Genomic DNA, 14388 nt, shown 5'->3' with positions numbered 1-14388 from the left:
ATGATATTAAAATTATATTAATTTAATTATCGAAATATTTTTTTGCCTAAAGAGTTTATTAAAACTTGTCTAAACAATAAAAATGAATTCTGTGTCTGGTTGAATATGCAGTTTAATAAAACTGTGATAAATAGAATGTTTTAATTTTGGTGAAAAGATAAGGATCACACTTAACTATTAATTCTGTTCGATTAATAAGTTTTTTGTTTGATTATTGCTCGGTCGAATTAATTTTAATTAGTAGTGAGAAAAGAAATGAAGTCTATATTTAAATCAAGGCGATTGGGGTTAAAGGGTTACAGAGCTTGGTATACCTTTGATTTTAAACTTTCTATCCTACCATCTTGCCTTCATATCTAGTCTTTTATACCCGTCCTACTTGAAGTTGTAGCGGTGTTGACTGGCACTCACAAACCTCATCACATAGTAAATCTATGCTCATAGGCTTTGTTCCTTTGTCGCCTACCTACACCTCCAAGTTGTTTGGGTATATCCCTAGTATCATTTGCTATGGGACCCTCATGATTTACAAAATCTATTTTTAATCTCTCTTTATAAACTCCATTGCCATTTATATCTAAAGAGTGCATTAGTTAAGGTTAAGTAATTTAAGCTAATTAATTTTAGTTCGAACTCTACTGCCTAAAATAACCCGTCCGTATGGATGGGGCGAATAACTATATCCAATATTGGAGCGTGAAATGAAATTTAATAATAAGAAAGTTATTTTATTATCTAGTTTAGTGGTATCAAGCCAAGCATTTGCTGTGAATGTATTTAAGAACGATACCACCAGTGTTGACATCTCTGGTGCGTTTTTAATGGATTACTGGCAGCCAGTACATGTATTTGAAGATCATGATTTCAGTACTAGCCGCAGTACTTTAGGTTTTGGTATTCAACATCAGTTTAACCACGGTTGGTCCGGCGATGTAAAGTTTGAATGGGATAACTTGACTAGCGCGCCGACGGATAAGACTGGCAGTAAATCTGATGACCAATTCCGTACTCGTTTAGGTTATTTCTCTGTGCATCATGAAGACTATGGTAGCTTGCGTTTTGGTAAACAGTACTCAGCCTACCATGACGTGGCGGGTTATATGGATAACTTGATTGTATTCGATCCAGATGCAACGCCAATCTTTAGTGATGGCAAAGATGGAGGCTTCCTTGGAACGGCTCGTGGTGATGACCTAGTCACTTACCGTAATAGCTTTGAGAACTTAAATCTGTCAGCACAGTATGGTTTTAAAGAAAACTCACCGGGTGGCAACCTGACGGCTCCGGGGAGTGATAAGTTGGCTCGAGAGTCAAATTATGCAGTGGCGGTAAGCTACGATTTTGATTTTGGTCTAAGTGTTGGTGCCACACACTTGGTTAACAAAGTTGAGACGACGACCGGCAATCCTCTGAAGAACCTAGATGCAAGTGATGAACAAAAACTCACAACAGTTGCAGTGAAGTACTCGTATGAAGCATTTAAAGTGGCGGCGGCGTTTACTGATGGCACTAAAGCATATGAGACAGGCTTATTAGCTTACAGTGATAATAATTATGCTGATGCGACAGGTATGGATCTGTTTGCTGAATATTACTTTGATATCGGTTTACGCCCATATGTTTATCTATCAAACGTAGATTTTGATGACACGGTGGCTAATGGTGATCGCAGTATTTACTCTTTTGGTTTGAGTTACCATGCGACACCTAACTTCATCATCTCAGGGGAAGTGAGAAAGGTTGAAGAAGATTTCGACGCTACCATCGGTAAGCAGGACGATACCCTATCAGGTATTACAGTGATTTACGCGTTCTAAGCGCAATACAAAAATGGGTCTCAGAGGAGACCCATTTTGCTAATTAAGTCGTTCGATCACCTCGGTGAGAGAGTCGCAGATGGCGATATCACTGACTAACTCAGGATCTGGGGGGAGTAAGTCGGGGATCATGATGGCTTGGCATCCTGCCGCAAGCGCAGCTCGAATACCGTTGTTGGAATCTTCTAGTACTAAGCATTCATTAGCAGCGAATCCCAAACGCTGGCAGGCGAGCAAATAGCAATCTGGGTGAGGCTTACCCAGTGCAACATCTTCAGCGCTGATGATCAAATCAAACTGTGAGAGGTAAGGGGTGGGGGCGAAGTTAAATTCCACTTCTGCTCGCCTTGAGGAGGTGACAATTGCCGTGGCTAAGCCACGTTGTTTTATCGCATGCAGTAGCTCAGTAAAACCCGGTTTGAGCGCCACCCCTGCTTGGCGCTGGTGGTGAAAATGTTGGTTACGAACGTTAATATAACGCGCCATATCAATTTGTTTGCCAAAGTGCTGGCTGAGCATTTGCTCACAGTCGGGATCTTGCACGCCAATAAAGCGCTGATAAAACGCATCACTCAAATACAGTTGTTGCTCTTGAGCGGCATATTGCCAGCTTTGTTTGTAGATGGCTTCGGTATCAAAGATCAAGCCATCCATATCGAATAATATTGCTTTTAACATCATGGATTCCTCTAGATATAGGGAGGAAGGCTGAACTGATGGATTAAAATGGGCTCTCTTTGTCGAGTTCATTGCAGATACCAACGATCGCCAATGACAGCCCAGATTTTATTATTTGTTGTTGTCGTTGCAGTTGCAGCTGATAAAACTCAAGATCGATATCATCGTCAGGTTCACTGACCTCCAATTGCACCATGCTCATTTTATTGACCAAATGCAGTTGCTTGATGGCTTCCAAAACCTTCGGGTCAGTAAAAGCAAAATCCTTTTCTTCACTGTTGAGCTTGTGCTTGAGCTTAATGATGCTATCGATATCGTGATAGACATCGTCAGGCAATACGCCTAATCCATAGAGAAGCTTTAAACGTACCGATAGGTCACCTAATGGTCCTGAGTCTTGCAATAACGGACCAACAACCGACTGCACGGCGAAATTATCTTTGCGGAAAATACGCTGTATTAACGCGTCAATTGAGTCGTTAAATACATCCACGGCGGCAACAAAGAATCCGCGCACGGAAGCTGCGCTGTTCAGCCGTTCTATAATCTCGGTTTCGTTGATTCTATTTGCCATATACTGATCTAAAAATTAATGGGGGGAGCCGAGCTCCCCTGGTTGTTATAGTTGTTGGTATAGCGAGTCAATTTGAGCGACTTCAGCACTGTTTTCATCTAAGCCAGTGTAGTGTGCTAAAGTTTTCTTCACGCCCTGTTGCTGTAAAGCCGTTTGGAGCTCAATGGCTTGCGGGTCACTGTCACTTGTGTATTTCAGTGCCGCGGCGATACCTTTTAAAAGTGTTTTATTTTCAACGCCATACTCAATTGTACCCAGTAATGGTTTAATTAATCTATCATTTGCGCCTAATTTGCGAATTGGCTGGCGTCCAACACGATCCACTTCGTCGACCAAGTAGGGATTGGCAAAGCGCGAGAGAATTTTGTCGATATACGCAGCATGAAATTCGCGGTCAAAGCCATAGCGACGAATTAGTACCTCACCACTTTCAAACATGGCTTGTTTTACTTCAGCGTGAATTTCAGGATCTTCAATTGCTTCACGTATGGTGCGGTGTCCTTTTAGATTACCTAAATACGCGGTAATGCAGTGACCGGTGTTGAGAGTAAACAGTTTTCGCTCGACAAACGCCATTAAATTATCGGTCTTTTCCATGCCGTTAATTTCTGGAATCTCACCTTTAAACTGCTGTTCATCAACAATCCACTCGCTAAAGCTTTCCACCGTTACTTCTAGTGGGTCATCGTTGGCAGCATCCGCTGGTGGTACGATGCGGTCAACCGCTGAGTCAACAAAACCCACTAGCTCATCTACTTGTGGATGAAGTTGCTCATCTAAGTATTTGTAGACTTCGCCTTTAAGGTGAGTGGTACCACGTACCATATTCTCACAGGCGATAATATTGAGTGGCTTGATATTGCCAGAGGCGAGACGTTTCTCAATCCCCTTAGCGATAGTTTTGGCAATAATGTCTAAAACATTTGGACCCACTGCCGTGGTGACCATATCGGTGGTTACGATTTGGTTGATCACATCTTCGCTCGCAGAGTTCACCGCCGTAACGTGCGTAACCGTGTCGATACTGCACTCAGAGCCGACTACCTTTACTTTGTATTCTTGTTTATGGCTGATTTGATCAACCAATGGCTCGTTAACATCAGCAAAGGTTACTGCTACATCGGCATCAGCGAGTAGCTTACCAATAAAACCGCGACCAATATTACCTGCGCCAAAATGAACTGCATTTTTCATAATCTTACCTACTATAAATTAACTAACGACATGCTTAGGGTGAGGTCAACCGCATAGGGGGTGACAGTTGACCTCGGGACGCTCAGGAGCGCCTGTTTGCTGGTTTACGCAGCTTTAGTGCCAGACAGAATGTTCAAAATCTCATTCACATCGGTGGTACTGGTGAGCGTATCGATGGCGTCAGGCTCATCGAGTGCGTTAGTAATGGTGGTAATTACTTGAATGTGTTCATCGTTTTTCGCCGCAATGCCGATGACTAGCTTTGCAACATCATCTTGGTCATCCGTGAATTGAATACCAGCTGGGTATTGGCAAATCACAATGCCGGTTTTCTTTACTTTGTCTTTTGCTTCAATCGTGCCGTGTGGTACCGCAATTGACTCACCTAAATAGGTTGAAACCATCTTCTCGCGCTCGAACATCGCATCGACATATTCCGGTTCAGCATAGCCAAGTTCCACAAGCTTGTTGCCAGCAAAGCGAATCGCTTCTTGCTTGTTGGCAGCTTGCAATCCTAGATGAATATTTTCTGCTTGAATCTGAAATACAGACGGTTGTTGTGGCTCAAAGCTGTCGTCATTCGCGGCAAGCACCGACACTTTTACTAATTGGTCATCGTTCGCGGCGGTTTGTTTTTGCGCTGCTAGCAGTTTAGTCACTAGCTGGTTATACATCTCGCTATCGAGGAAGTTAGTTAGCGAAATATGCATGGCATTCGGTGCGTGCTTACGAGCACGATCGGTTAGGTCTTTATGAGTAATCACGATATCGACGCTCTCTGGCAAATTGTTGATGGCAAGGTTAGTGACATGGATAGTGAGTCCCGCATCTTGGACTTTTTTACGCAACATGCTGGCGCCCATTGCGCTTGAGCCCATGCCTGCATCACAGGCGACGATGATGCTTTGTACAGTTGCCATATCGATATTGTTTTTGCTCTTTGCCTCTACAGTTTTACCCGCTTTTGCGCTTGATTTCATCTCACGCATTTGGCTGGTTGCTTTGTCCAGTGCAGTCTCATCACCCTCTTCTTCTGTAGTGGTTTGAGTTTTCATGAGTAGTGCAGCGACCGCAAAAGAGACGGCTGTTGCAGAGAAAATTGAAGCAAGTACACCCACAATTGAGCCTTTTTGCGTCATCAGTAGAATCGCGAAGATTGAACCTGGTGATGCTGGAGAAACGATACCTGCGTTAAACACTGTTAAAACAAATACACCTGTCATACCACCTGCAATCGCTGCCAAAATTAGGCGAGGATTCATTAAGATGTATGGGAAGTAGATTTCGTGAATACCACCAAAGAAATGGATGATCGAAGCACCACCAGCCGTTTGACGAGCTGTACCTTTGCCGAACACCATGTAAGCCAATAGGATGCCTAGACCAGGACCTGGGTTTGCTTCAATTAAGAAAAAGATAGATTGACCAGTTTCTGATGCTTGCTGAATGCCCAGTGGCGAGAAGATGCCGTGGTTAATCGCATTGTTTAGGAACAGGATTTTCGCCGGTTCAACAAAAATAGAAGTCAGTGGAAGCAGGTGTGCCGATACTAGGAAGTTTACGCCTGCTGCCAGACCACCAGAGAGGATCTTCACAAACGGACCAATCAGGTAGAAAGCGAAGATCGCACAGATCATACCGATGATGCCTGCTGAGAAGTTGTTAACCAGCATCTCAAAGCCGCTTTTCACTTTACCATCGATATAGTTGTCGAATTTCTTGATCGCCCAGCCACCCATAGGACCGACCATCATCGCTCCCATAAACATTGGAATATCGGTACCGACAATCACGCCCATCGTTGTGATGGCACCCACGACAGCACCGCGATCGCCACCCACCAGTTTACCACCCGTGTAGCCAATGAGTAGCGGTAGAAGGTAAGTGATCATCGGACCAACCATCGAGGCTAACGTTTCATTAGGTAGCCAGCCAGTTGGGATAAAGAGTGCAGTAATAAAGCCCCACGCGATGAACGCGCCAATGTTGGGCATAACCATATTGGATAGGAAGCGACCAAAATTTTGTATCTTGATCTTAGTGTCTGGTGATATCATAAGGATTCCCCGTTCGACGTTCTGATGAAATTGTTTAAGTAACGGCTCGCCAAAAGCCGCTGATTGCTTAGTACCCAATCAATTTACCACACCATTTCAGTTTAGAACCGTCAACGGGTTTTTCGTGATCATCTCCAAGAAAATTGCGCGATCAAATGATTTTTGCGTGATCTCTTTCAAGCTTCTTAGCTGTAATTTTTTGACAAAATTCGCGCGGTCAAAAAGTCAACAACAATTAAGCGATCAATATCTCGAAATAAAATATTTAACATTAAGATTAAATGTGATCTGTGTCATCTTGCTACTTTATTTGATCATCAAAATAACACTAAGTGTGATCTGTGTTTGATTTTGGTTTTGGGGTGTTAGAGGGTTGAGTGTGACACGTCTCGCATTTGCATTTGTTTTGAAACTTAATGACAGATTGAGGCTTGAGGTTGAAGTAGGGCTGTGATACCCCCAAAGAGGTAGCTAGCCTCTATCTGACACCCTGATGGGATATAGAGACTAGCGGTCTTAAGTGGTCGATTGAATGCGCTTAATTACTATTTAGGTAAGCCTTGGTTGAAATGTCTGTCCATGGGCGAACCTTGCTTAAGTATTGGCGCTGAGATTCGATAATGCGTTTTGCTAAAGGATCTTTGGCGGCAAATTCATTCAATAGGTTTTCTTTTTCTTGGTTCAGACGTTCGATGACTTCAGGCGGGAAGTCCATCACCTTAATGTCTGGATACTCTTCACTCATTGAAGCCCAGCTATTAGCATTGGCATCAATCGCTTGAGTGTACATATCAAATGCAGCAACGCGGAAGGCGGTTTCTAGGATCACTTGCAAGTCACTAGGAAGCTTCTCCCACACCTTTTTATTGACTAAGAATTGAGTTTCTGAGCCCGGTTCATGCCATGCGGTATAGTAGTAGGGCGCGACTTTTTGGAATCCCATTCGTAGATCAAAAGCAGGACCAACCCACTCAAGCGCGTCGATAGTGCCACGCTCTAAAGAAGTATAGAGCTCACCTGGAGCGATATTGGTTGGCTTAGCGCCGACACGAGCCATGACCTCGCCCGCAAAGCCAGGAATGCGGATCTTAAGACCTTTTAGATCATCGATACTCTTGATCTCTTTTTGAAACCAGCCACCCATTTGAATATCAGAGTTACCGCCCGGGAATGACAGTAAGTTATGCGGGGCATAAACCTCTTGCATTAATTCCATCCCGCCACCGTGATAGAACCAAGCATATTGCTCGGTCGACATCATGCCAAAAGGCATGGCTGAGAAGTACATGGTGTTGGGAACTTTGCCTTTCCAGTAATAAGAAGCTGAGTGACCCAGATCGTATTGACCAGATTTGACCATATCAAATACACCAAGTGGCGCTTTGTGTTTGTTAGCCGAATCAATGCGAATTTGCAGACGACCATTCGACATTTCTTCTGCCAGTTTGACCATGTTTTTTGATGCGTCACCTAAGATAGGGGTGTTGGGTCCCCATGTCTCAGCGAGCTTTAAACGATATACTTTTTCTTGCGCGAGTGCATTGAGCGAGCCGAAGCTGAACGACACCGCGACAACGCTAGCCAGTGCGTTCTTAATCCATTTATTCATTATTATGACTTCCTGTTTTGACTACTTTAACTCGGCTAGAGTTATAGCTCTTTTACAGTGAGGTCAAGGTGCTGTGTGGTCATTTATTGTCCGCGAAATAGCATAAGCTTCGGTTATTGTTTCTCTTATCAGAAGGTGATCGTGGAAGCTAGAGTTAGCTGTGATGTTCGTCACGCAAATTCAGACCTGGCTAGTTCATCATCGCTTTTTTATTTCTCTAATATTGATCACGGCAGGGGTGAGAATGCCAGTCATGCTTGCAACATCGGCTTTAGGGTTTGATAGGTAAATCAAGGGACATTGAAGTCAGGCAACAGAAATAGTAAACCCGCATTGCGGCGGGTTTACAAGAGGTGCTTAAGCTTGAGCAATCTGCGCGTATTGGCGCAGTAAATCTGTCAATGTGGTTACCCACTCTAGCGTATTTTCTGGGCTTTGCTTTAGTAGCGTTTCGACATGATTACAGTGTACTTCCAGTGGGATCGCACGCTCAAGACGAAATGAGACCGCATAAAAATGCCACAGCACCAAACGCTGCATACGCAAAATATTTTGTGCGGCATTTTCTGACTCTTCGAATAGCGCAGGCAGCTGACTTAATGCAATCGCGTTTAGACGCAGCATGGCGTCCAACTGCGCCTCTTGCAGCTTATCTTCTGATTCAGTTTCTTCGCCATCAAATGTAAACAGTTCACTCATGTACTCTTCTGGTACGAGACGGTGAATCAAACGCAGGCTGAGTTCTTCCAACTCTTCGCGTGGCGTGTTCGATAAGTAGTTAAAGCTGTAGTCTTGCTGCATCGTAGTTATCTCATGTTCAGTGAGGTGGCATTGTAGCGGGTTAATGAGTAGGAAAGAAGCCAAACAAAGATTATAAACCTAGTTCTTAAGTTTATTTTATTTATACGAATTGATTGTTTTTTATCATTATTGATTTAATGGTAATTTGTTAGCTTGGGGAAATAATTGAGAGTCATATCTAAATAAAAAGAAAGTGACAATTTAATCATAATAGATAAGTTGAATGTAATCGGTATTACTTAAAAATTAAATCGTCACTCTTCATATTTATTGAATATTAAATAATTATATATTTATTGATTTGTAAAATGTACTGGCAATACAAAATGTCAGGAAGATAGGATATGAATCATAAATTATCACCGTTATTTTACGCTTTACTTGCAAGTGGTTTGACTGCTTGTGGAGGAGGTGATGGCGGTAGTAGTAAGGAAAATCAAGCTCCGCAAGAGCAGGTGTCAGCTGCATCGGCTGCATTACAAACTGTCGCGGGTCAAATTACAGATGACAGTGCTAACAGTCTGTCAAATGTTGAAGTTCAAATAGTGATTACAGACTCTCAAGGGCAAGAGTTAATTAAGTCAATTGTTATTACAGATGACAGTGGATTTTACCAATCACCTATCCCAACAGAAAATGTCGCGGATGCACATCAAGTCCATATCAGTGTAAATAAAGAGAGATTTGTTAATGCCGAAAAGCGTATAACGCTGCAGGATGGTCAGGTTTCTGTAACGTCGAATATTTCGCTCACTCAAGTTGCAAACTCAATTAGCGTTACAAGAGAACAGCTGAATGATATTGCTATTGGGGCTTCTGGTGAGAGAGTATTAAAGCTTACCCTATTGCGCTCAAGTTCGGGTAAAGAACGAGTTGCTGCTGGTGATGTCGTTGCTGCTGCGGATGAGGAAGAGACGCTCGCGGTTAATATCCCAGTATCTGGTATATCGGATTCTGTGGAGGTGGTTAATGCTGAATTAGCTCATTTCGACTCGAGCAACCCGCAAGATATTCAAAATTTCCCAGGTGAGTTTCGTGGCTATGGAGAAACAGAATCTCAAGGTCAAGGCGTTAACTACAACCGAGATACAGTCCAAGAAGATGAATATCGCTTAATTTCATCAACGTTTAGTCAAATTAATCTTACCGATCAAACTGGCTCACCACTTCCCTTATCCGAAACACAGTCTGCTTCGGGTGAGTCAACTTCATTCACTTTCAGAGTACCTTATGGCTCTTACAATACTCTCGAACGCGATTTTGACTTGACGGTCGATGGGATTCAGATCCCAATTTATGTTTATCGTTCGAGCAGCGGTTGGGAATACGTCGGCAATGGGTTATTGGTTACCGATAGTTCTGGTGATACTGCGGTAGATTCTGGCTACATTAATCAAGATGGCAGTTTAGCTCTTTCAGGTTATACAGGGTCTCTATTCGTAAAAGTTGAAATTACCGAAGCAAATGAATGGGTTCAATGGATTAACTTAGATTGGCCTGTGCTTAATGAAGTTGAATTATTTGACGTTTGTTTTACAGGTAACATCCAATATGGAGAGAAGAGTGGCTTTGATGGTTACTTGAACATTCGTATGCCAGATGGTGGTTATGATTGGGCGTACATTAATAATGGAGTGGTTAATTACTCAACTTCTTTGGCGACAGCGACAATGTCCAAAGCAGAGCTACTTGATGGATCTCGTTGGAGTGTGTCAGCGTTTAACTCTAAGACATATCAAAGTGAAGAAATCCCCCTACCAGCTCAGTTAAATGAGTCACAATGTGCTGAGATTGATTACTCGCTATTTGAGCCAAACCAGTGCGAAGTTGTTGGTACTGTCTATGAAGGGGATGGTGAAACACCAGTCGCATGGCGTTCCGTTCGTGTTAACCACGCTTCAAACAGAAGCTATACCTATACCGATCAAAATGGACAATATCAGAGCAGTATTCCTTGTGACGAAGAGATTGTTGTCACTGCTTTCGATGTCGATGAATCAGGTATAGCCACAGATCCGAATACACCTCTAACGCTAGATATTACACGCGAGAATCAGGCGCCAGTAGTGACATTATCGCGAAATTCACGCGCACCAATTAAATTAGATAGTACCGAAGGTGTGGTGTGGTTCGTCCAAGACCCTGAGGGTGAAGATGTCGAAATTACGACCTCTTGTACACCGGAGCAAACATGTGCTGTGCAAGAGAGCGGTAATCGTCGAGCCACACTTAGTTTTACGGCTGCTGGCGATTACTCATTTGCCGTGTTAGCTGAAGATGAAAGCGGTAATCAGACTCAAAAAAACATTCATTTTGAGGTAATTCCGGAAGATAACCAACCGCCGCGAATTCTTGGCTTTAACTTAGAAGGCGAATTCTTTGAACTTGGTCAGACACTTGAATTGATCGAAAGTCAGAATGCGCAACTAGAAGTCATAGCAATTGACCGTAATGGTGATCCTCTTACGTATAGTTGGGATGGTTTACAGTGTGCGACGGCGAATTGTGCAATGGATGAGTTAACCACGAGCGTATTGACTCAACCAGCAACGATAACTGTTACCGTGACAGATGATGAAGCGGCAAGTGACTCTGAATCGTTACAAGTACTTGTATTGGCGGATTCTGCACCGCAAGCTCAACTTAGTTTGAATAAATCATTAGTTGGTGAGGTTGATGATCGCAACGAAGAGGCGATTCGTGTCTTATTATCCATTGAGGATGACTATACATCTTCTGAAGAGTTAATCGTTTCTTGGCGACTTCAAGATGCAAGTGAAACGGATTACACCAGTACGCTATCGCTGGCAGAAAACGCACAAAACTTAGCGTTTACGATTGGCGAAGGCACTCTTCCGGTTGGTGAATTTACTTTAAGTGCAGTTATTACCGATGAAAATATTGGGGGCACAGGAGGCCAAGCAACAACGGTTTCTACAACATTTGAAATCAGTGAAGATCTTCCACCAAGTGCTGTAATCACAGCTTCTACGCAAGAGTTGCATGCAACAGAGTCAGGTGCAAATCAAGATCTTGTTTTGACAGTTCAGGCTAGTGATGATTACACCGATAGAGACGATCTTGTCGTTCAATGGAGTATGGAACCGGCGATTAACTTCACTACCGAAAGTAATCATAGTATTAGGCTTGCCGCGCAGGAGCTTACTCCTGGTATTTACCAAGCGATGGTTTCGGTTACTGATGAGAAGCAGCAATCAACCTCTGTGGACTATCAAATTGTTGTGGTAGAGGATCTTCCTCCTCAACTGCGTGAATTTACAGTCACGCCAGCAACTCAAGCTCAAAATGGTCAAGGGTTAAATAGTGCCGCGATCTCTTTTACTGCGGTAACAAGTGATGATTTTGACCAAGAGCTTTCATTTGAATGGAGCTTCTCTCCAAATCTTCCTTATACCTCAAACACAGAAACGTTAGAAATCCCAGCCAATACGATTGCATTGGGGCAATACCAAGCGACCGTTATTGTTACCGACAGCAGTGGTCAGTCGGATGAGCAAACTGTTGAATTTGCCATCACGGAGTTCGATGGCAACGTGGGAATCGTGATCGAGTAATTTTCGAAAGGAATTGAAAAATGTATAGAGAGTTTAGATTAAGTAAATTAAGCGCTTGCTTGGTAGCCGCAAGTTTATTGGCAGGGTGTAATTCTGAGTCAGATCAAGCCTCGACAGGCAGTGAATCAGTCAACGCCGTAGCCCCAGCGAAAGTGACGCTGGGAGCTAAGTTTCCTCAGAGCGAAGTTGATGCGGCTTGGATTGGTGATTCACAAGAGATTCAAGTGAGTTTCTACAACACCGAATATATTGGTAGTGTCGATGAAGCGGAACAAGCTGTTGATGGCTTAGAAGCGTGTCTTGAGTACAACTATGAGCCAGAGATAGATGATAATTACCTGCATTATGTCGGCGATCAAGAGCTGACTTGTAGTGAGCTGCAGAGCGTAGGAACGCGAGGTATTATCGCGACAACTGCTTACTTAAATGCGGCTGCGCCAACCACAGGTGTTGAACTCAATCCTGGTAAGTATCGAGTAGAGGCAGCATTTTACGATGCTGAGAGTAACCTGCAGGAAACCAGTGTTAGCTATGTCACTTTAGGTGAAGGTTCCCACAGTTTGAAGTTGCGTGGTGTTGAAGCAACCTGGACAGCGACAACGCCACTAAACTTGCAATTATTGAATACCGCTTCGCAAGTTGACTGGGATTGGACTCAAGATGGTGTGCAAACAGCTGCGGAAGCTCTTGGTATTACTGGGGCGATCAAAGGTATTCATTTGCCTACAGCTTTGACTTATCCTGCGCCACTTGCAGAGTCTTCAAATAAAAATACCAATCAACTAGAGATCAGTGATTACGAGGTGCGCGCAGTGTTGGGGATTACACCTGAACAAGCTGAATATGCAACTTGGTCACCAAGTGACTTAGAAGCATTTCAATTATCAAGCTTGTATCAGCCAATCTTCCGCATAGTTGACGGAAATGATGAGTTTAATCTTTTGCCGCGAATCGAGGATACTGACGTCATCTTTGAGAACGGTGGCCCTTGGCCTTATACCGGTTGGAACCGCCTTTACACCGAACTTGGCTACCTGTTACAAGAGTATGCTGCCGAAGGTGATCAATATGGCTTGTCATTAGGAGCATTGTTTGTCGGTACAACCACTTTTGATGAAACGACACAAGCAGTGACTAATCATTTTAGCCACATTAGATTTGGTTTGTATGATGTTGAAGAGAGTGAATTAGGGAATTGGTACAACTTAGACCATTACTATAACCCGGGATACTGGGATGGTAATGCTTGGGCTGAGTACCAAGATATGGAGATCGCTTATATTTCTTTTTATAGTGAAAGTGGCGACCACTGGCACAATGTTTTTAATGACTTACAAGGTCAGAGGTTAGAGTTACAAGATGGCTCAACTATCGTGGGCAGTCTAATTGAAGTGCAAGGTAGCTACAGTTGGGGTTATGAAGCTAGCCGAGGAGAACCGATTGCGCCTACGCCTTATCTTGATGCTAGCTTAAATGAGATCGCAGTTGAAGCTGGGTTGGTGAGTCGTCCAGCGGAAGATAACTGTCATACCTTTGAATATGGTTCGACAAGCTTTAGTAATCAGTATCTATGGGATGAGGTAAATCAACGTTGGGTTGCAGGTTCCTTTAACGAACTAGTCGCAGAAGGTGGGGTGTTTAGTGATATTGAACTTGAAAGAGAACGCATCATAAATGGTCAATACGATAGTGATGAAGAGAAAGCGTTAATCTTGGATCGTTTGGCTATCGTCGAAGACGAAATTACCACTGTCGCTGACTTTAATGGCGATGGAGTGTTAGAGCTGTTTGAAGCGGGTGCTTACGTTGAGAATAGTCAATATTGCAGCTTCAGTGGTGGCTGGAGTGAACAGACGGAAGAGTATGAATATACCGTCGATTGTAATGTTTCAGCAGCACCAACAGTGACGCCATGGACACATAGCGAAGACGTTACTATGTGTGTGCAACCAGTCACATTAACCGCCTCTCAATTGGCGATGAACCTAGAAACCAACGCAGAGGTTGGTATAGAGTAATCGCAGTGAATGAGCCCCATAGTAATGGGGCTTTTTTTTATATAAATACAGTAAAAGGATTTTCT

9 protein-coding genes are annotated in these 14388 nt (G+C 43.3%); 3 read left to right on the top strand and 6 right to left on the bottom strand.

Features of this window, described 5'->3' with window-relative positions:
• Positions 1-701 precede the first annotated feature (701 nt).
• Positions 702-1817 (top strand): porin, encoded by a 1116-nt coding sequence (locus GZN30_RS11225; RefSeq protein ID WP_075649582.1) that lies wholly within the window; start codon positions 702-704, stop codon positions 1815-1817.
• Between the two features lie 39 nt (positions 1818-1856).
• On the opposite strand, the gene GZN30_RS11220 is transcribed toward GZN30_RS11225, so the two are convergent.
• From GZN30_RS11220 to GZN30_RS11195, 6 genes are all read right to left on the bottom strand, one after another.
• Positions 1857-2495: an HAD family hydrolase gene (locus GZN30_RS11220; RefSeq protein ID WP_075649581.1), complete on the bottom strand. Its 639-nt coding sequence runs from the start codon at positions 2493-2495 to the stop codon at positions 1857-1859.
• Between the two features lie 43 nt (positions 2496-2538).
• The gene (locus tag GZN30_RS11215) at positions 2539-3069 is read right to left on the bottom strand and encodes an MltR family transcriptional regulator (RefSeq protein ID WP_075649580.1); all 531 of its coding nucleotides are present in this window, start codon (positions 3067-3069) and stop codon (positions 2539-2541) included.
• A gap of 45 nt (positions 3070-3114) precedes the next feature.
• The gene (locus GZN30_RS11210) at positions 3115-4263 is read right to left on the bottom strand and encodes a mannitol-1-phosphate 5-dehydrogenase (RefSeq protein WP_075649579.1); all 1149 of its coding nucleotides are present in this window, start codon (positions 4261-4263) and stop codon (positions 3115-3117) included.
• Positions 4264-4367: 104 nt separating this feature from the next.
• Positions 4368-6320 carry a PTS mannitol transporter subunit IICBA gene (locus GZN30_RS11205; protein WP_075649578.1) on the bottom strand — a complete coding sequence of 651 codons (1953 nt, stop codon included), beginning with the start codon at positions 6318-6320 and terminating at the stop codon, positions 4368-4370.
• Positions 6321-6858: 538 nt separating this feature from the next.
• On the bottom strand, positions 6859-7929 hold the full coding sequence (locus GZN30_RS11200; protein ID WP_075649577.1) for a TRAP transporter substrate-binding protein: 1071 nt from the start codon (positions 7927-7929) through the stop codon (positions 6859-6861).
• 357 nt (positions 7930-8286) lie between these two features.
• Entirely contained in the window at positions 8287-8730 is a 444-nt protein-coding gene (locus GZN30_RS11195) for an exoribonuclease R (protein ID WP_075649576.1), read from the bottom strand.
• 344 nt (positions 8731-9074) lie between these two features.
• On the opposite strand from GZN30_RS11195, the gene GZN30_RS11190 reads away from it, so the two are divergent.
• Together GZN30_RS11190 and GZN30_RS11185 are read left to right on the top strand one after the other, a co-directional pair.
• Positions 9075-12305, top strand: a complete 3231-nt coding sequence (locus GZN30_RS11190) for a hypothetical protein (protein ID WP_075649750.1) — start codon at positions 9075-9077, stop codon at positions 12303-12305.
• Positions 12306-12325: 20 nt separating this feature from the next.
• A complete protein-coding gene (locus GZN30_RS11185) occupies positions 12326-14323 on the top strand; it encodes a hypothetical protein (RefSeq protein ID WP_075649751.1) in 1998 nt (665 codons plus the stop codon).
• The last annotated feature ends 65 nt before the right edge of the window (positions 14324-14388 follow it).

The organism is Vibrio ponticus (assembly GCF_009938225.1).
Classification (GTDB): domain Bacteria; phylum Pseudomonadota; class Gammaproteobacteria; order Enterobacterales; family Vibrionaceae; genus Vibrio; species Vibrio ponticus.
This window is presented reverse-complemented; position numbering and strand designations above follow the sequence as displayed.